Below are 17,805 nucleotides of genomic sequence, written 5' to 3'. Positions count from 1 at the left end.
TTTAACTCGCGTTGGCAAGCGAAACCTTAGAGTGTGTTTTGTCAGGTCTTGAAACGACCAAATGCGCCCGCTTTCGCAAGGCGCATTTCTGCTCCACCACCGGCACTTCGTTATTTTCTACTTAGCAGGTTTAGCCTGCGGCGGCTGAACAACTGTAAGGGGGCGCAAGGTTGGTGTTGGCTGGGGGTTTCGAGCGCCGATCTCCCAGCGTCGCGCTTCTACTTCGGTATAAATGAAACCTGGAACGTACAGGTCGCCTTTCTCGTCCTCCCATGGATCAATGGCAATACGCATCACAACAGCTTGCGAACGAATAGGAAGCGGATTCCTGGCTCTCATAGGCACCGGTGCGTTATCTGATCCTTCAGCTATCAGCACGCGGGTAGCATTGCCAGTTGATGGTTTATCGCTGCTCGCTGTCCCGCCTTCTTGTTCTTTTTTAAGCTGGGTCTTGTAATCATCACCTTCAGTGGCCGAATAAACATCTTTCGCAGACATGCAGGTAACGCCATTAGGCATGCCTTTACATGCATATTCGTCTGAGCCCAAACCCATGATACTAGTGCAACCAGAAGTCAGTGCCGCTACTGCAATCGCCAGGATAAGTTGCTTGATCATTACGATGTCCTTACTGATTAACGTCATTGACTTTAAGAGTGGTTGCGTTGAACTTGACGGTCATGCCTTTATTAACAATGAAGTCGACTTCACGCATTGCGTCGATTTCAATAACTGGGAAAATGCTTTCCGCCATTTCCAAGTAGAAGTCAGCTATCCGCTCAAGGGCTGAGCCAGCACCGCTGAATCCGGCTGACTGAAGCGCGTTGCTATCGAATGCCTGCTCGTATACTGGAGCTACTGTCTTGCCGTCATCACTAGCTCGAGTTACGTTGATTGTCGGTACCTTTTGGACGTTAAAAGCCCCAGCTATACCTTGGAGAAAACCCGCTCCCAAGCTTCGAGCGATGATTTGCCCTTGTTTGCTTACCAGTCGGCCGCGCAAGCCTGCTTTACCGTCCTCACCTGTCGCATACGCCTCAATGCTTGCTTCAAGTACCGAGCCGTCATTGCGAACGCACGACAAACGTTCGGCACGCATATAGGCCCGTTCAGAACTGAGATCCCCCCACCCACTAGCGATCATGAAACACTCACGGAAATCCGCTCTGAAGCGGTTGGGGAGAATTGCTTCATTCTTGATACGGACGAGGCTTGGAAAGGGGTCACGCTGTGCCTGCTTCCCTGTCGGCGCATCCATGCCTGTGACCAAGACACTCGACAAAATCGAACCCGCGGGCAGCGTCACAGAAAGCTCCTCTGGCTTATCGCTCTTTCCCTCATCTTCCTTCGCCTTGATCACCCGGATCTTCGGCGCTTCCGTTTTCTCGCTGGATCGCGACTTTGGGTCTTCCGGTTGCTCTGGAGGCAAGTTCGAGTAAACGTCTGTCAGCTCTGCCGGCGAGCTCGTTGCCTTGTTGACGAATACCGATTCGCGAGGTGGGATAGGGGATCGTGCCTGGTTGGAGGCGGAGCTGTCGGACGAGTTATCCTCACTCTCACCGGTGCCCTTCTTTTCGCGTCCAACCTTCGCCAACTCTTTCTGAACCAGCTGGAGTTCTTGCTCCAAGCCGCTCACTTTTTCTTGCGTGTTTTTGAGTTGAACGTCTTTTTCTTTCTGCCCCATCGTCCGCTCAAGGCGGTTTTGCTGCGCCTGGAGCTGTCGAAGTTGGCTCGCAATGGAGTCCATGCCCAGCGCACGAGGATCTTCGTCGGTGAGGATGGCCTCGACCTGTGGCTTTGCCGCTGCGCGTGACTTACGCTCGGGAGTTGCTGCGTTCATGGCCACGCCAACGACAGTACCGACGATCAGAACCGTCCCACCGATGGCAAGCATGAGCTTGCCCCTCGGCGTGAGTTTTTCGAGGAATTGCTGAATGGCTTTCACGGAAGGTTCCCCTTACTGCAACAGGCTTGGGCGGGTGGAGCTTTGCGGCACTTCGGTCGGAACCCGAGTGATTACAAACACCTCTGTTTTCTGGCCAGGCTCAAGCACCTCATCTGGCCATGCGCTTACAGCCGCTCGATGAGGGTGAGTGCAAGAGGCGTGATCGAACTCGACAGTCCTGGCCGACACGTTCTCCGCCGTGGCCACGAAAACTTTGAAGTCATGACCTTCGATCAGCTGCGACTTGCTGAAATCGAAGCTGAGGCTTGGTTGCGCGCAGGCAGGGATCTTGTTGCCGTTCGTAAGAGCACCGAAGCTGTATCCACGTGGTAGCTTGCCCAGCGCCATTTCGCGCATCAGGGAGCGAAGCGTGTCCATGTACGGCTGAGAGCGTTCCCACTTCCGGGCCTGGCCGCTGTAGTTCGTAGACGAAGTGACTGGCAAGCCGCTCGCAAGGCCTTGCACATTTTTCGCCAGAATCAGGTTTGCTTGGATGGGGGGAACGCCCTGCGGCAATAAGGTCAGGGAGATTGCTACGGTCTCATCGTCGTCCGGCGTGACGTACATAGTCACCGGCTTATCTTCGAAAGTTGTGACGTAAAGAACGTTACCGCTTACCGAAATGTCGGCCGTGCTCACTGTCTGGACTTTAGGTACATCGAACGGCGTGACGATACGGTTCATTTGGCCACGGCTGATCGGAATCAGGGTATTGGTGCCGCTCGAAACAACCACGTCTTGGCGGGACTCGATAGGCTGCGCTGGCACAGGCTTCTTCATAACGCTGGCCGGCACGCTGGGGTTTTCAGCAGACCCCGGAGTGACGGCGACCAGACGTTGCTTCTTTTCCGTCTGAGGCTCCTCCTGTCGTTCCGGGACGCTCTCTGGAGTAGCGACAGGCTTGGCAACCACATGAGGCTGCACGCTGGCAGCAACTGGCATGTTCATGCCTGGTATCTGAATCTGATCCTGGGCAATAGCTGGCAGTGCAGCCGCCATAGCCAGTACCAGCGCAGCTGGCTTGAAAAAATGGAGGGAAACTGGAAGTGACATCGAGACGACCTCTGCTCTGAGTTGTCGTCAATTCTGGGGGGCATTCCGCCGCTTGAGTTGCGTTTTCAAGCAACTTTTGCGTCTGAAAACAGAGGGCTATTCCGTATATGCGTTGACCGGCGATACCCACAAAAAAGCCCATGCCAGGAACATCGGCATGGGCTTCTTGTGCCTCAACTTGGCGCTACTGATTTTTTTTTCTTTTCTCGCGCTCTGCTTGTTTCTCGGCCTTGCTGTTCTCGCGATCAACCACATCCTGAGTTCGAGCATCGCCAGAGTTCGTGCTGAGCCAACTCAGTACTGGCTTATAGTCTTTGATCACAAGCTCAAACTCATAGGTTCGGTTGCTACGCTTTTTATCGCCAGCCGGCCCTTCGCTAACGGAGCGGCCGGTAACGTAGAACTTGTTCTCGTTGAGGTTATCGCGGAGCACCTTCTGCGGCTCGAAGCTCAGGGTCACACGATCCTGGCGGATCTGATGAATCTGGGTATCGAGAACCTTCATCGTGTCTTGATAGATCGCCTTATCGAGGATAGGACCTAGGGCATCCTTCACTACAGAGGCATTATGCGGGGTGACATTGCCCAGCATCATCGCGATGTACAGAGCCCATGCGTCGGCGTATTCACCGGAACTTTGCGTTTTGCTGACCCAGGCCGTCTCAGTCAGAGTGGGTGGTATCACGGTGACCACTTCATCCTTGTTGAGAGCAGAGCAGGACACCAGCAGATTGCTCAAGACAAGGCCAGCAACGGCAATGCGCAGAAACTGATTTTCTCCGCGCATGCCATCAAACGAATTGCTAAGCGACTTTAAAAGCATCAGACGAACTCTCTCTCGTAGGAATTGGGCATGGATCGCACTCTCTTCCGGCCGATAGCTCCCCAGTGCCAGTAAATGGCGTGAAGCAGAAAGCCGTCAGGGCGGTTGTCGCAGAAGCGGCGATAGAAGCGAGCGAGCAACAGACCTACCACCGTGCAGAGAATCAGCTGTGCCAGAAGAACGCCGGCAACCAAACCGATTCCGATCGGCATCACCTCATCCAAACGCCAAAACATAACGTGAGGCGGCTGGTCGATGTATGCCGGGATTTTGATTGGCTCACTCACTTGGCACCCCCTGCTTTGCTGATGCTGGCAATCGCTTTGAGGATGCCTTCATGACTAGCGTTGGCACCTTGAAGAACCATCGACATACCTGTCTGATTGTCCAGGAGCAGGGTCGAAGGGGTCTGTTGGATGCCCAGCTTTATTGCTTGATCGAGGTCGCCAGTTACTCGCTCGATGGCCTGCTTTGAATCCGTGCAGGCTGCAAAACGCTTCCCATCCAGGCCGAGCTCGGTCGCAAGGGACACGAGCGATTCTGAAACCCCCTTGCCGTTGCCACCTGTTTTATCGAATACCGTCTGGGTGTACTTCCAGGCAGCATCTGAGCCACCTTGCTCACCAGCACACTCGATAGCTAGGGCTTGTCGCCGAGAGGCCTCACCAAGCGCGGGGACATGGAGAATCGCGGCATTGATTTGCCCCGCCGACGACTCGATGAGTGCTTTCAACAGGGGAAAGTGATCGCGGCAATAAGGGCATTCCGTGTCCGTCATCTCGATAAGCGTGTACCGAGCAGATGAGGAGCCATAGATCCAGTTGTCCGGAGCTGCGGGGATAACATCTTCTGGAAGCTGTTTGAGGTTATCGACGATCTCTTGGATCGCGGCGGGGTCAACTGCCTGTGCTTTCGCAACAGACAACTCACCCTCAAGGCTTTTGACCTGGCCTTGTAGCTGGCTCATCGTGGTGAAGTGGTAGTACGAGCCAACTACCAGAGCGGTGGCAAGGGCTGTGATAGCAATAGCAAAAGGGATCGTTTTCGATGGTGTCGTTTTCGGTGCCATAAGGATCAGCCTGTCGTGGTGTTAGGGGCATTCTGCGGACAAACACCGCCTGAAAGTTCCGTTTTCAGGCGGTTTTATGGTCAGAATTCAAATGCGCTTTGGCAGGTTGCTGATCAGCACGGACAGCACGACAGGCAGCATGATGACGATGAAGGTTGAGATAACGAGCGGCGGTAAAGGCAGAGGCATCAACACGCTGAGTACGATGAGCATTCCGCCCCATGACAGGACGATCGCGGCGTTGTTATTCAGGAACGGTGATGAGTAGTCGAATCCATGCCGCTTGGCATTCCAGCGCATCCATCCGGCGTAAATAGCCGGCACCAGAACCGCGATCAGCAGTGGTAACCAGTAAAGCGTTAGAACTATCCGGTAAACCATCTGGTAGATGATTTTCTGGACGGCCTCACCTCGGGACTCGAGGTACCGAAACCACCAATCCACGTTCTTTTCGAAGGCATCCACGGTGCCGCCTCGAGGCATCAACATGTCGGAGACAACCTTTTTTGCCCCGGAGTCGATGACAAGTGCCGAGTAGTAGCGATTGGTTTTCTCCAGCACCTTCTCCATGTCCGAATCGCCAAGCAACTCAATGCCCCACTTCCGCTCCTTCAGCATCACCGTATCCACAAGCTTGTTCGGCGCGACGGTTGCCAGCATCAGGATCAGGACGAAGAAGAACGCTATAGAGGCCATAACGCCCTTTGGCCACTTCTCTTCAAGCATCTCAGCCATTGATCAGGTACTCCCGGATAGGTTGCGGGACATTGGTTGTTTCGCACCACAGGACAACATCATCCGGTGCAGGGGCGTTGCCGTAGCTCGTGAGGATCTGGAGGATGTGGCCAAGCACTACGCGAAGCCGGATGAAGTCGCTGATACCCTCGCGACACATACGCTGGTAAGCCACCAGCACGTCGATCAGGGCTGCGCCAATCACCTCGGGTTTATGACCCGCCTCAAGCATCTTGAAGATGAATTGCGTGCCACAACGCCATTCCAGGTCAAACGTGCGCAGCCGAGTTGTTGAGGCCTCATCCAGGCCAGTGAGCCGCTGAATTTCTAGTGGAATCGAGACAGTCATTTTTTGCTCCGGAATCAGTTGGCAGTCGGGCCGGTAAGAATGGGTAGTCGCCCCTTGCGGATATCACCGCCCGCAAACACCGCGAGATATTCGAGGTCTGGTAGCTCGCCGAGGAGCGCTGTTGGGAAGCGCTCACCCTCCTCTTGCATAAGGCGCTCACCAACATTCCCGCCCTGCACCACCCCGCCTTCACCTGCCGAGTTGCCCTGAGTACGCATCACGTATTTGTAGCGAGTTGGCGTCATCTTTTTCGCCACGAACTCCTGCGTATCGGTATCAAGGATGCGGAGGCAGATGATGTTATTCGCGTTCCCCAAAACCTGCATGGCCTTGGCTTCGTCACCCATGCGGGCCTTGAAGTCGGCGATGGTCTGGGTTGCGATGTAGAGGTTTATCCCTGCGCCGCGGCCCTTGTTCAGCAGCTGGATGAGCTGGTCATTGATCACCTCGGCGGCCTCGTCGACAAAGATGTTCACCGGCTTAGGCAACCTGTGGTTGTAGATCTCGCCCGCGGTCGACGCCAGATCGGCCAGGGCCAGCGACCCGATGGTTGAGCCCACCATCGGGTCGGCAAGCGAGTCGAGGCCCAGGTAAAGAACCTGGTCGGCATTGATGACCGAGTTGAGGTCACTGATTCGGCGCGGGTCTTCGTCGTCGATGTGCGGGGAAAGCAGCGGCCCCATTTCACCGGAGGTGAGCATCACCAGAATTGGAAGAAGGCCAGCGATCATCTTGCTGAAGTGCGATCGCTCGTGCTCGAGCATGGTGAGCAGACCTTCCAGATCGGTATTAGCCTCAACCTTCGCGATATCGTTGTAATAGACCTTCCGTAATACCTTCGCCTTCTCTTCGGTGTTCCGAACCTTGGCCGAGAGAATTGCTGAATCGGCCATCCTCGCGAATTCATCTTCACCGAAGACCTTTGAACCGAAGGCCATGACCACCTTGATGGTTAACCCTGGAACATCTCCCTCAAGGGTTCTCCTGAGACCAACAAGCGTGGGCAGGATGTTGCAGATCAACATGGCCTGAATCACGCTATTCAAGGACATTTGAGCAAAGGCTTGGAATGGATCGCCGGCTTCGCTTTTCATCAACACTGCCACACGGGAGGCAACTTCCGTTGCCCGGCCGTAGTTCTTTGTTAGCGACAAACGAACCGACTTGTCCGGATGTGCAGGGTGGAAGTATTTGAACAGGCTGGCCTTCCCCATCGCCCTGCATGTGCGCTCACACGTTTCTGCTAGGCCTTTATCGCCTTTGGGATCGATTACGATCACGGGTTCACCACGAGCAATACACTGAGATATAGCTAGGTCGAACCAGCGGGTCTTACCGGCCCCTGTTGTGCCCAGGACGAGGTGGTGGATCGAACGCTGATCTGCTGGACGGAAACATGGTTCCTCCTCATCCATACCGATCCCGTGTATCCATTTCGTACCCTTAACCTCAGCGTTGCGGCGGCCACGCTTACCGATAATGGCCTCAATATCCATCGCCTGGAGCTCGAATGCGTACTGCCCGTGCCGCTGTCGCCAAGGGAACGCCTCGCCGAAATAGAACTCGTGTGGGTGTCTCTTCACCAGCTCGATCACCTCCTCCAATGTGATGAAGGATAGATCTGCTCCAACGAGACAGGCTTTTGCCCGGTGGACACGGAGGGCCCTTGGTATGGCCGCCAGGGCGAATCCAGCTTGCACGCCAAGCGTTATCAGGTATGGGGTTACCGGCATCTCCGTAATCAGTTGAACGGCGGTACCGGCAAGCATGGAAGAACCCCACGCAACAGCTTCCCGCGCCTCGTAGTTTTTCCGCCAGTAACTCGTGTAATCCCATTCACTCATTTTTTGGGAAGCTCCTCGTAAAGGGGGCGAACGAAAATCTTTCTGCGCTTGGCGACCTTCACGGCATCGCGGAAGCAGAACACCGCGTTCTCTAGGGATGTTGATGTGATCCCGAACTGCTCAGCGACATTCGTGAGCATGTAGGTTGTGAGGCTGAGCACAGGTGAGCCGCCTATCTCCTCAAGTACGGCCTTCTCGATCAGCGACTTCACAGCCTGCTCGAGGCTTGGGATGTCGGCTTCACGAAGCCGCGACAGGTGAGGAATAGCCCAGTCCAGCTCCGCTAACTTGCAGTAGATGACGCTGTAGTCGGCAGTGAGCATGAAGCCTTCACGGGACTGTAGGGTCCGGGTCAGGGCCGGACCTTCGACCGTAATGTCCTGCCACAACCAGCCCGCATGGACGAGCGGGTGGATGTCCTCAGCAAGGAAGGAAGATTTTCCCAGTCGAACGAATACCTTGTTTCTTGCTAATGCCGCGTTCTCGGGGTCTTGAGTCGCGGTGATGAGCTTTTGGGCAAGATCAGGTTGTTGTTCCAACAGGTAGCATTCGTGCGCTGTAAGCTTCGAGACGACATCGGCTGGCAAGATGCTGGAAGCGCATGGCACCTCCTCCGCGACGCGTCCGACCTCTCCGTCTTTCTGCTTCTTCGATTCCGCCGGAGGCGTAGTTTTAGGCGTGCGTTTGCCTTGCCCCATGATGGAGTTGAGGGAAATTTTTTCCTGACGAGGCAAAAGCTCCTGCGCACCTTGCCCTGGTCCAGCCTGCGGATCAGCATCAGAGAGATCGGAGCTAATTTCAGCCTCAGCGGCCGAGAGTGTTTCTTCTTGATGGGGATCAGCCGCCGGCGAGTGAGGACTCAAGAAAAGCAGCATTTCCTCAAGGCTGGCAGGTGGCTCCTGAGGTGCTTCTTCCTCCTCCTCAGCATCCAAAGCTTCCTCTGGTTGGGAGGAAACAATTACCGCCGTTTCGTCAGCCGCCGACTCTGAATCCACATTAACAGGGGCGTCTTCGACGGGGTTCTGCGCTTGTTTGAGGCTAACCCCTGAAGAGGCGGTTGTTGGTACCGGAGCTGCTTGCCTTGGAGCCGCTTTTTTCTTTCTTGCTGGCTTCGACGATGCGGATTCTTTAGGAGGTGTAGGACCCGAATCAGCGTCAGTATCCCCGCTCGAGTCTCCAGTTAGATCGGCCCCAAACAGGTCTTCCTGATGCTCACTCAGCGCGTTCGCTGCTGCGCCAGCCGTATCGTTAGGAGCAATGACATCCTTCTGCTTTCCCTCCTTCCCAAGGCCGATGGAAACTGGCGGCGGAATCGGTGTGGTTGGAAAAAGGATGTCCGGATTCACAAGCTTCATGCAGCGCAGCGCCGGGCCTTTGCCGTTCTTGCGGAGAAGGTGGGGCGTAACCAGCCAGTACAGGTCGCCGTTTGGGGCTCTCTCTGCTATCCCGTGCTCTACCAAGGAACCAATTAGCGTGTCAGGTGATCGCGGGATGGCCACAACCCCATCACCGACCAGCATGCTCACAATCTCCTCGGCACCCTGGTTCCAAACGATGTAGATGCCATCAGTTGCAACCCATACGCGGCCGCCAGGCGTGTTGATCTTCCAGGTTCCGTCACTCAGCAACCGCAGCATTGCATCCGACACCAACCGCGGTACCGGAACACCTGTTGCATTGCCGCCGCCATTATTCGAGCCTCGATTGAGGTCACGCTTGGTGGATGCAGAGTCGGCCCACTTGACCAACTCGGTCAGAGGCGAGCTTCCGCTCCCGGAAATTGCATCGAGGAGCGCTTCGTAGATGTCGTGGCCACCTTCAATCAGCCATGCCTGTACGGCTGGCGGAATGATCCGTGTTGCTTGCGCTACAGAGACCTGAACGTGATTCCCATGCCTATTGGAATTCCAATGCAGGAAATAGCGGGTCAGCTTGTTGCGCACAGACCAGTCATGAAGTGTTTCCTGCGCGTAGATCCACTGGTTGTTGCCTTCAAAATCGGTGGCACGAATATCTGTGAGTGGCTTCCCTGCGTCGTGTAGCAGCCCCGACGCGATGCCCGCGACGTACCACCGACGCAAGCGCATGCTTCGCCGTGCCGGGGTCTCGTTTGTATCAAAGGCTGTAGTAAGGCACCCATCCAGGGTGAGCGAGGCGACCTCAAGGCTATGTCGGAGCAATCCGCCTGGGCCGGAGTGATGGTGGTTCTCCGACGCCGGCAGCATGTGCGCCAATTCGGCGAAATTCACCAGGATCGGCTCAACGTAGAGCTTGAGGTCACTGGCAGGCATCCCGACTGAATGAATAATCCGATCGAACAGTTCGTGCTGATAATTGCGCATGAACCACTGCCCGCTAACCAGCCCTGGATAACCCTCTTGGTAGGGTGGGTACCGAAGATTTCGCCAGTTATGGTTCTCCAGGTACCGCTTGATCTCAGGAGTAATCATCTGCTCGGCCGGATGCGCGAAGCTGTCCGTAAGGGCACGCTCGCTTCGAGGCCACAGGCGTTTCAGGAATGAAAATGGAGGCATACGCTTCTCGGCCATGTTGTGTGCTGAGAATGATGCGTGAGGGATACCGCCTTGAGTTTCGTTTTCAGGCAGTTTTATGGTCGAAAAAAAGCCCGGCAAGTGCCGGGCTGAGGGGTTAGAACCAGAAGGTTCCGAAAAACTGTGACGGCTCTTCGACCGTCTCATTTATTGTGTCCACCTTTTGCCGTATGCGGGGCAACGGCTCAGGTTTGGCCTTACTTTCATCGTAGGAGGCATCCACAGAGACCCGCGTAGCCATTGACGAACCGGTCTGGTGTCTCGCGATCACATCGGGCGGAATAACCGCCTCCAGCTCCTGCGCAACACCTTTCCAATCCACAGTGCCAGCCACTTCATAGCTAGTGACTTTCACACCCAGAGCATCGGCCCGGCGGAACTCCCCCAGCAACGGCAGGATCTCGGCCTCAAGGTCTTTTGCTTCCTTGGTGAGCACTTTCAACTGGGCCTTCAGCTCAGCAATCTTGCTCTCCTTCGCCCTCCTGGCATTTGCTAGCGGACGCCATGCAGCCAGGTCCAGCCTATCCAGCGGAATAACGTCCCGCTTTGGATCGGCCTCAGGCGGCACACCGCGCATCACCAGCCCCCAGAAGATTTCTTCTGCCTGAATGATTCGTCTCACCAGAAGGTCATCCCAGTCAACGATCAAACAGCAGGGTTCATGCTTCGGCGACCAAAACCACAGGTAACCGCGCCGTGCTCCACTGACGATCATCTGATGCATCACTTGCCAGCGGTACAGCTTAAATGCCTTGCTATGCTCCCTGAGTTGCAGCACCTCCAGATGGTTGGTTTCGGAGAGATTCTTGATCTCTACCGGAGACTTGTCATCCAGAACCCCATCGAACGATGCCCGAATAAAAGGGTATGCGGTCGACTCTGCACAGAACGGCAAAGCCATCTTGCCGTACTTATCCTCAAAGGCTTGTAGCGCTAGCGGTTCGAATTTGACTCCCCTCCTAACTTGCGGGATTACCGACAAGTCAGCTGGCTCGACAATTCCGACCAGTTCTTTCCAGAGTTCCAGTGGCGTTTTATCAGGGTTCTCACCCATGACGACCGCGCAACTGGTTGCACTCATGCCTTCCCTTCGCCACGCATGCCACTCGGGAGTCCGCTGTGCGATGTCAACGATCTTCATTGCTGACACCCTCATAGAACTCCAGCAAGCAGCTGGATTCAAAGGTCTTCATCTGATTTCTCCTTTTCTCAAGTTCACCACCCTGGCTCGAAAACCCAAGTGGCACCCCCGAAAAGGCGTAACCCCAGAGGGCTTTCGCCCCCTGGGGGATATTCTTTCTCTGGTGTTCCAGTGATGCTCACGCTTACGCAACCTTTGCGTAGCGGGAGTAGATTTCTTCTCGCTTGAGCATGGCATCCTCGAAGCTCAACTGACCTGCATTGCAAGCCTGAATCACTGCGACGATCTCCATGCCGCGCTGCCATTCAGCAGTACCCGACAATCGATCAAGCGCCCCCATATCTAGAAGTGCGTATCCATCGTCAAGCATGTCGCCAATGCACAGCTCCGGCGTGTCATGCGTGCAATGGCCGGTGAAGCCATCACGTTGAAACGCCTGCCACCGAAAGCGCCCTTGCTGAGATGCGTCTGGGATAAGAACACCCCAGGCATCCCGGCTCCGATGCTTCAGCGTCAAGCCAAGTCCGTGGATAGTGAACTGACAAAGCAGGTACTCCAGGAGAATGAGCTTCACCTGAAATTGCTCGATCATTTCGTCAGCGTATTCCGCGAACGCCCCACCCTCTTCTTTCATCTCCCCCCAGCTAGCAAGGGAGTCCTTAAGCCCCTCAACGGTTGACGGTCGCATTGTTCTGCTCTCCTGGAAGGGAGTGGGTCAGAACGGCAAAAAAACCCGGATGGGCCTTCTCTGCTTTGTCGATCGCGTCGCCGAAGGTGGTTGCTTCACAACGGAAGGTAACCTTCTGCTGTGTATGCAGGATGGTCATCGATAGGATGTAAGTCCGCATGGTGTATCTCCTTCTCAGATTTTTAGCCCTGAAAAAGAGGCACCTTCCCTGTGGGGGCGATGCCCCCTCAGGGTGATGTGTATTGCGGCTAAGTCTCAGTAAACAACGTCGACCGAGCGGCACAGCTCGTTGTAGTGATCAACCAGCTGATCGAGGAAATAAAGAAGCTGAGGCCCTGTGAGGGGCGTGTTTGGGCCGATCATTCCGGCCTTCACCAAAGCGTCTCCGATTGCGGAGGCCAGTAGATCCCTCTGTTGTTCAACAGGGGGATCTAGGCTTTCTGCATCTTGGGTGCGCATTCCACGCCATCCGGCCACCCAGTCCACCAACATCCGGCCACCCGTTCCACGCTCATCCGGCCAGGCAGTCGGAGCGCAGCGACGCAGGTTTGCATTGTTAGTCTGAAGTCCCTGTCGTCGTCAATTTCGTTGCGCGTCTGCGCATCGATTCGCCCTTCAGTTCGATCCGATAAGCGTTGTGCACCAGCCGGTCGAGGATCGCGTCGCCCAAGGTCGGATCGCCGATCAGTGCATGCCATTTGTCCACGGGCATCTGGCTGGTGACCAGCGTCGAGCGGTTGCCGTAGCGGTCGTCCAATAGCTCAAGCATGTCGCGCCGTTGCGGTGCGGTAAACGGCGCCAGGCCCCAGTCGTCCAGGATCAGCAAGTCGGTCTTGGCATAGCCCGCCATCAGTTTCGCGAATCGACCGTCTCCGTGGGCCAGGCCCAGTTCCTCCATCAGGCGCGGCAGACGCAAGTAGCGCACGCTGTAGCCGTCACGGCAGGCCTTGTGGGCCAGCGCGCAGGCGAGCCAGGTTTTGCCTACACCGGTCGGGCCGCCGATGATCAGGTTCAAGCCATCGCGCAGCCATTGGCCGCTGCCCAGTTGCAGGATCAGGGACTTGTCCAGGCCGCGTGGGCTGCGGTAATCGATGTCTTCCAGGCAAGCGTTGTGGCGCAGTCGTGCCAGTTTCAGCCGGCTGCTCAGACGCGTGTTTTCACGTTCGGTCAGCTCGCGGTCGATCATCAGGCCGAGGCGTTCGTCGAAGCTCAGATCATTGATATCGGGCGTGGCGTGTTGCTCGCTCAGCGCCTTGATCATGCCGTGCAGGCGCAGGGTTTGCAGCTTGTCGAGTGTCGGATTGGGCAGCATTTTGGTGCTCCTTTTTCAGGTCAGTGGTAGTAGCCAGGGCCGCGCAGGTTGATGTGTTCGTCGGGCAGTAGCGGCAGGTTTTGCTGGGACAGCGGTAGCTTTTCCAGCCCTTGGCGCAGGATCGATTCAAGGCTTTTGTAGCTGCACGCGCCCAGTGCCAGCGCTCGCTGGCAAGCGGCTTCCAGCCGCTCTTCGCCGTGCTGCTTGCTCAGGCGCAGGATGCCCAGGCAGGCGCGGAAGCCGTGCTGAGGATGGATTCGGCGCTCAAGGATGTAGGCGATAACGCCAGCGGTGTTAGGCCCGGTCTGCTCGGCCCAGCGGATCAGCCGTTGCGGTGTCCATTCGGCGTGCTCCCGGTGGCTCTTGGGCATGTGCTCGGTTTGGGTGGTGTGGCGGCCTTTGTGCAGCGAGCGCAGGTGACTGGCCACCCGCTGGTTGGCGTGGAAGCACTCGACGGTCTTAGCGGTTAGCCGCACTTCGAGTTGGTGCTTCACCAACTGGTACGGCACCGAGTAGTAATGGCCCTCGACCTCGACGTGGTAGTCGATGTGCACCCGCACCTTTTTCCATTCGGCGTAGATGTACGGATGTTCTGGTAGCGGTTGCAGTGCGGGTTGGTCGATGGTCTCAAAGGCCGAGCGGCGTGAGCCGGGCAGCTTCTTGAAGGGCTTTTGATTGAGGCGTTCGAGCAGCAGGCTGATTGCCGTGTTGAGTTCGCCCAGCGAGAAGAACTGGCGGTTGCGCAGCGCGGCGAGGATCCAGCGCTCGACGACTTGCACGCCGACTTCGACCTTGGCTTTGTCCTTGGGTTTGCGCGAGCGAGCAGGTAATACGGCGATGCCGTAATGCTCGGCGAGATCGCGGTAACTGGGGTTGATGTCGGGCTCGTAGCGATGCGCCTTGGTGACGCCGCTGCGCAGATTATCGGGCACCAGGATCTGCGATGTGCCACCGAAAAAAGCAAAACAGCGGGCGTGCGAGCCCAGCCAGTCAGGCAGCTTCTGCGACCAGGTGGCCTCGGCAAAGGTGTAGCTGGACGCGCCGAGAACGGCGACGAAGATCTGCGTTTGGCGGATCTCGCCGGTTCGCCGATCAATGACCGGTACGGTCTGGCCGGCGTAATCGACGAACAGCTTTTCGCCGGCACGGTGCTCCTGGCGCATGACCACGTCGACCTTGGCGGCCCAGAGGCGGTAGTGCTCGCAGAACCAGCTGTATTGGAAGCCTTGCGGGTGGGCGAGTCGGTATTCCTGCCAAAGCAGGGCCAGAGTTACGCCGGGGCGGCGTAACTCCCCGTGTACATGAGCCCAGTCTGGCACCGGCCTTTGATCGCTGGGAACGGTGGGCGGCGGCGGAAAAAGATGCCGTTGTAACTCGGCGTCAGTCAGCGCAGAGGGCCAGGTCAGGCCGCTGGCAGCAAAGCGATTGAGGTACTCACCGACGCTGGCTCGGCCTACTTGCAAGCTGCCAGCGACCTGGCGGGCAGATAGGCCGACCTCGAATTTGAGACGTAGCACTTCTCGAATTTTACGCATGGATAAACGCTCCACGACGACCTCTCTGCTTCGATAAAAGAGGTCGATGGTAGTGAATAATCCTGCGTTGCTGCCTGCCTTAAGGGTGGCCGGATGAGCGTGGAATGGGTGGCCGGATCATCGTGGAATCAGTGGCCGGATGTTTATGGAATAGGTGGCCGGATGGCCGTGGAATCCGCATCTTGGGTATGAGTTGCCATATCGTTTTCCTTTCAGAGAGCGACAAGGGCAATCACCTGGCGGGATATGCCCCGTCAGGGAGTTTGTTTGCAGATGCCTTACGGCAGCAGCAGGGTCAGAATGAAGACGATCAAGTCAGCCATCTGATTGGTTCCTTTTTAACTGACGGAGCCCCCCTTACGGGGAAGCCCCGTAGGGTTGTGGTCAGTTCGAAGCGCCCTATGCAAAAAGGCCCCCCAAAGGATGGTCTGAAGTAGTTGTGTATTTCTGGCTGACTTCAGCCCCTGCCGATTTTAAAAGCGGCAAATCGATCAAAAACGCTCAGATCACCCGCTTATTTCTGTGTTTTTAGCCGCCGCGAGCACCTCGCGGCAGCCATTTCCCACATTACAGGCGCACCTCTCCTGCATTCGCCAGTAAATGTCGGCGCGCCATCCACAGGTTCGACAGCGCGAACAGCGTCACCAGTTGCGCCGTGTTCTTCGCCAGACCACGGAAGCGCACCTTCACATAACCGAACTGGCGCTTGATCACCCGGAACGGATGCTCGACCTTGGCTCGTACCTGAGCCTTGGCCTTCTCAATCTTGCGCGCGGCTTTGTACAAAGCACTGCGCTTATCAAGCTTCTTGTAAGTACTACGGCGGGCGGCGATCTGCCAGATGACCTCCCGGCCTTCATGTTCAGGGCGTTTCTCGACGCCGGTGTAACCCGCGTCGGCACCGACCATGTTCTCATCGCCGTGCAGCAGCTTATCGACCTGGGTGACATCGGCCACGTTGGCCGCCGTGCCCACCACGCTGTGCACCAAGCCCGACTCATCATCGACACCGATGTGCGCCTTCATGCCGAAGTAGTACTGGTTACCCTTCTTGGTCTGATGCATTTCCGGGTCGCGCTTACCGTCCTTGTTCTTGGTCGAACTCGGCGCATTGATCAGCGTGGCATCGACGATCGTGCCTTGGCGCAGCGACAGCCCTCGGTCGCCCAGATAGCCATTGATGACAGCCAAGATGCCGGCGGCTAGTTCGTGCTTCTCCAGCAAACGACGGAAGTTGAGGATGGTGGTTTCATCGGGGATACGCTCCAAGCTCAGCCCCGCGAACTGGCGCAGGATGGTGGTCTCGTACAGCGCCTCTTCCATCGCTGGATCGCTGTAACCGAACCAGTTTTGCATCAGGTGCACGCGCAGCATCGCCATCAGCGGATAGGCCGGACGACCGCCTTCACCCTTGGGATAATGCGGTTCGATCAAGGCAATCAAACCCTTCCACGGCACCACCCGATCCATCTCGATCAGGAACAACTCTTTGCGGGTTTGTTTGCGCTTACCGGCGTACTCGGCGTCAGCGAAGGTCATCTGCTTCATGGGGAAACTCAGCGGGTGGAATCCGGGTATTTTGCCAAAATCTGGAAGTCTTCTTCAGAGTTTCCCAAAGCGTTTTTTGGCGTCACTCGCCTTGCGACTGAGCAACGTACTGCGCAGATTTCAACTGAGTTACAGCGTAATCCCGAGCAACTACAGGCCACGTTGAAACGTACTCGAAAGCAGGTTCCCAACAATTGGCAGCACGGGCGCGCCGAACGACTTCCGCAACCTTGTTGATCGTCTTCTTAGGCAGATCAGCAGGGGGCGGAACTTGGCTTCCGTCACGGACAACTTCACCTTCAATCACGTCATCTGCCGGGGCAGGATCTGCAACTTTTGGATTAGCCGACTGTTCGGGCTGAGCATCAGATGCCGGTTGCTGATCAACCTGGTTAGAGGTAGGCAGCGGTTCAGGTTCCACGACATCAGCAGCGCCCATGTATCGCTCAACAACTTCAACTGGCACATCGTTGGAAGAGAACCCTTCCCCAGCGTCTGTATTGAGGTACTGAATCACTCCGTCCAGCTTTGAGCCGGTCTGAGGCCAGTATTTCCTTGCAATCTTGATAGCCGACTTCTTGCGCATGGAGTCTTCGAAGTCGACCCAGGGGCCTTTCTTCTTACGTTTCCACAGCTCCGAAGCATCTCGAGCAGCATTGATTTCATCCGCGGTCACCGCCTCAACGTGAACGCGGCCATCAGGCAGAAGAGCTTCGACGTAGCAACCTACAAACTCCCCACGATCAGCCTTCTTGTCGAAAGGGTTGAACGTATGGGTCGGGCTCTGTCGCTTCCCTCTGTACTCGAACTTGTCTTTCGAGTAGACCAATTCAACGATGCAATCACGGATCGCACCGTCGTTTACAGCGACCTTGACCATGCCCCTCCAGGACACGTCCAAAACCACCTGCCCGTCTCGGGGCACCAAGTAGGCGAGCTGTCGGGATTGATTAAGAGTCAATCCGTAAGCAGCAACCTGGCTAAAGGCATTTCTAAGGCTTAGAGGGTTAGTCGTAGCGCACTTGCACAGATAGTCGTTGTTCATCATGGCCTGCGATGCAAACAGCAGCTCATTTTTGAACATCACGTCAGTCTTCGACGACTCCACTAGCTTGATGAACTTTTCTTCTTGCTTCGCAATAATTGCAACTGCGTTTTGGAAGTTATCGCTCATTTCATTTTCCTTTCTAAAAAGAAAACGCACCCGAAGG

Annotated in this window: 18 protein-coding genes; all 18 read right to left on the bottom strand. The window is 56.1% G+C overall.

Going from position 1 to position 17,805, the window contains the following annotated elements; all coding sequences use genetic code 11:
• Positions 1 to 117: 117 nt before the first annotated feature.
• The 18 genes from traV to PCA10_RS28785 all read right to left on the bottom strand — a co-directional run bounded on the left by traV (position 118) and on the right by PCA10_RS28785 (position 17,768).
• Positions 118 to 618 carry a type IV conjugative transfer system lipoprotein TraV gene (traV, locus tag PCA10_RS30025; protein ID WP_011077989.1) on the bottom strand — a complete coding sequence of 167 codons (501 nt, stop codon included), beginning with the start codon at positions 616 to 618 and terminating at the stop codon, positions 118 to 120.
• Positions 619 to 628: 10 nt separating this feature from the next.
• Complete coding sequence (locus PCA10_RS28865) at positions 629 to 1,945, bottom strand: TraB/VirB10 family protein (RefSeq protein ID WP_011077988.1); 1,317 nt, start codon at positions 1,943 to 1,945, stop codon at positions 629 to 631.
• Between the two features lie 12 nt (positions 1,946 to 1,957).
• On the bottom strand, positions 1,958 to 2,998 hold the full coding sequence (locus PCA10_RS28860; protein WP_011077987.1) for a type-F conjugative transfer system secretin TraK: 1,041 nt from the start codon (positions 2,996 to 2,998) through the stop codon (positions 1,958 to 1,960).
• Between the two features lie 184 nt (positions 2,999 to 3,182).
• Positions 3,183 to 3,821: a TraE/TraK family type IV conjugative transfer system protein gene (locus PCA10_RS28855; RefSeq protein ID WP_011077986.1), complete on the bottom strand. Its 639-nt coding sequence runs from the start codon at positions 3,819 to 3,821 to the stop codon at positions 3,183 to 3,185.
• A complete protein-coding gene (traL, locus tag PCA10_RS28850) occupies positions 3,821 to 4,108 on the bottom strand; it encodes a type IV conjugative transfer system protein TraL (protein ID WP_011077985.1) in 288 nt (95 codons plus the stop codon). The genes PCA10_RS28855 and traL overlap by 1 nt, the downstream gene beginning before the upstream one ends.
• On the bottom strand, positions 4,105 to 4,890 hold the full coding sequence (locus PCA10_RS28845) for a DsbA family protein (RefSeq protein ID WP_011077984.1): 786 nt from the start codon (positions 4,888 to 4,890) through the stop codon (positions 4,105 to 4,107). The genes traL and PCA10_RS28845 overlap by 4 nt, the downstream gene beginning before the upstream one ends.
• A gap of 87 nt (positions 4,891 to 4,977) precedes the next feature.
• Complete coding sequence (locus tag PCA10_RS28840) at positions 4,978 to 5,625, bottom strand: DUF4400 domain-containing protein (protein WP_016502349.1); 648 nt, start codon at positions 5,623 to 5,625, stop codon at positions 4,978 to 4,980.
• A complete protein-coding gene (locus tag PCA10_RS28835; protein ID WP_011077982.1) occupies positions 5,618 to 5,974 on the bottom strand; it encodes a hypothetical protein in 357 nt (118 codons plus the stop codon). Before PCA10_RS28835 ends, PCA10_RS28840 begins: the two co-directional genes overlap by 8 nt.
• Positions 5,975 to 5,988: 14 nt before the next feature.
• Positions 5,989 to 7,818: a conjugative transfer system coupling protein TraD gene (gene traD / locus PCA10_RS28830; protein ID WP_011077981.1), complete on the bottom strand. Its 1,830-nt coding sequence runs from the start codon at positions 7,816 to 7,818 to the stop codon at positions 5,989 to 5,991.
• Entirely contained in the window at positions 7,815 to 10,367 is a 2,553-nt protein-coding gene (gene mobH / locus PCA10_RS28825; protein WP_016502348.1) for a MobH family relaxase, read from the bottom strand. Before mobH ends, traD begins: the two co-directional genes overlap by 4 nt.
• A 100-nt stretch (positions 10,368 to 10,467) precedes the next feature.
• Positions 10,468 to 11,511 carry a YqaJ viral recombinase family protein gene (locus PCA10_RS28820; RefSeq protein ID WP_016502347.1) on the bottom strand — a complete coding sequence of 348 codons (1,044 nt, stop codon included), beginning with the start codon at positions 11,509 to 11,511 and terminating at the stop codon, positions 10,468 to 10,470.
• A 184-nt stretch (positions 11,512 to 11,695) separates the two neighbouring features.
• Complete coding sequence (locus PCA10_RS28815) at positions 11,696 to 12,199, bottom strand: hypothetical protein (RefSeq protein ID WP_011077978.1); 504 nt, start codon at positions 12,197 to 12,199, stop codon at positions 11,696 to 11,698.
• Positions 12,180 to 12,359, bottom strand: a complete 180-nt coding sequence (locus PCA10_RS28810; RefSeq protein WP_016502346.1) for a hypothetical protein — start codon at positions 12,357 to 12,359, stop codon at positions 12,180 to 12,182. Before PCA10_RS28810 ends, PCA10_RS28815 begins: the two co-directional genes overlap by 20 nt.
• Positions 12,360 to 12,454: 95 nt before the next feature.
• Positions 12,455 to 12,658 (bottom strand): hypothetical protein, encoded by a 204-nt coding sequence (locus PCA10_RS28805; RefSeq protein WP_041771224.1) that lies wholly within the window; start codon positions 12,656 to 12,658, stop codon positions 12,455 to 12,457.
• A gap of 97 nt (positions 12,659 to 12,755) precedes the next feature.
• Positions 12,756 to 13,511 (bottom strand): IS21-like element ISPre4 family helper ATPase IstB, encoded by a 756-nt coding sequence (gene istB, locus PCA10_RS28800; protein WP_011077977.1) that lies wholly within the window; start codon positions 13,509 to 13,511, stop codon positions 12,756 to 12,758.
• A 20-nt stretch (positions 13,512 to 13,531) separates the two neighbouring features.
• Positions 13,532 to 15,046 (bottom strand): IS21-like element ISPre4 family transposase, encoded by a 1,515-nt coding sequence (istA, locus tag PCA10_RS28795; protein ID WP_041771204.1) that lies wholly within the window; start codon positions 15,044 to 15,046, stop codon positions 13,532 to 13,534.
• A gap of 567 nt (positions 15,047 to 15,613) precedes the next feature.
• Positions 15,614 to 16,594: an IS5-like element ISPre1 family transposase gene (locus PCA10_RS28790; protein WP_011077862.1), complete on the bottom strand. Its 981-nt coding sequence runs from the start codon at positions 16,592 to 16,594 to the stop codon at positions 15,614 to 15,616.
• A gap of 82 nt (positions 16,595 to 16,676) precedes the next feature.
• On the bottom strand, positions 16,677 to 17,768 hold the full coding sequence (locus tag PCA10_RS28785) for a RecT family recombinase (RefSeq protein ID WP_016502344.1): 1,092 nt from the start codon (positions 17,766 to 17,768) through the stop codon (positions 16,677 to 16,679).
• Positions 17,769 to 17,805: the final 37 nt, after the last annotated feature.

Source organism: Pseudomonas resinovorans NBRC 106553, from assembly GCF_000412695.1.
GTDB lineage: Bacteria > Pseudomonadota > Gammaproteobacteria > Pseudomonadales > Pseudomonadaceae > Metapseudomonas > Metapseudomonas resinovorans_A.
Note: the sequence above shows the minus strand (reverse complement) of the source record. Positions and strands in the feature narration are given on the sequence as shown.

Bases quoted from the DNA above. Each gene is read 5' to 3' on its own strand.
- traV (WP_011077989.1), bottom strand. From the start codon at position 618: ATGATCAAGCAACTTATCCTGGCGATTGCAGTAGCGGCACTGACTTCT.
- PCA10_RS28860 (WP_011077987.1), bottom strand. From the start codon at position 2,998: ATGTCACTTCCAGTTTCCCTCCATTTTTTCAAGCCAGCTGCGCTGGTA.
- PCA10_RS28855 (WP_011077986.1), bottom strand. From the start codon at position 3,821: ATGCTTTTAAAGTCGCTTAGCAATTCGTTTGATGGCATGCGCGGAGAA.
- PCA10_RS28845 (WP_011077984.1), bottom strand. From the start codon at position 4,890: ATGGCACCGAAAACGACACCATCGAAAACGATCCCTTTTGCTATTGCT.
- PCA10_RS28840 (WP_016502349.1), bottom strand. From the start codon at position 5,625: ATGGCTGAGATGCTTGAAGAGAAGTGGCCAAAGGGCGTTATGGCCTCT.
- PCA10_RS28835 (WP_011077982.1), bottom strand. From the start codon at position 5,974: ATGACTGTCTCGATTCCACTAGAAATTCAGCGGCTCACTGGCCTGGAT.
- traD (WP_011077981.1), bottom strand. From the start codon at position 7,818: ATGAGTGAATGGGATTACACGAGTTACTGGCGGAAAAACTACGAGGCG.
- mobH (WP_016502348.1), bottom strand. From the start codon at position 10,367: ATGGCCGAGAAGCGTATGCCTCCATTTTCATTCCTGAAACGCCTGTGG.
- PCA10_RS28820 (WP_016502347.1), bottom strand. From the start codon at position 11,511: ATGAAGATCGTTGACATCGCACAGCGGACTCCCGAGTGGCATGCGTGG.
- PCA10_RS28815 (WP_011077978.1), bottom strand. From the start codon at position 12,199: ATGCGACCGTCAACCGTTGAGGGGCTTAAGGACTCCCTTGCTAGCTGG.
- PCA10_RS28810 (WP_016502346.1), bottom strand. From the start codon at position 12,359: ATGCGGACTTACATCCTATCGATGACCATCCTGCATACACAGCAGAAG.
- PCA10_RS28805 (WP_041771224.1), bottom strand. From the start codon at position 12,658: ATGCGCACCCAAGATGCAGAAAGCCTAGATCCCCCTGTTGAACAACAG.
- istB (WP_011077977.1), bottom strand. From the start codon at position 13,511: ATGCTGCCCAATCCGACACTCGACAAGCTGCAAACCCTGCGCCTGCAC.
- istA (WP_041771204.1), bottom strand. From the start codon at position 15,046: ATGCGTAAAATTCGAGAAGTGCTACGTCTCAAATTCGAGGTCGGCCTA.
- PCA10_RS28790 (WP_011077862.1), bottom strand. From the start codon at position 16,594: ATGAAGCAGATGACCTTCGCTGACGCCGAGTACGCCGGTAAGCGCAAA.
- PCA10_RS28785 (WP_016502344.1), bottom strand. From the start codon at position 17,768: ATGAGCGATAACTTCCAAAACGCAGTTGCAATTATTGCGAAGCAAGAA.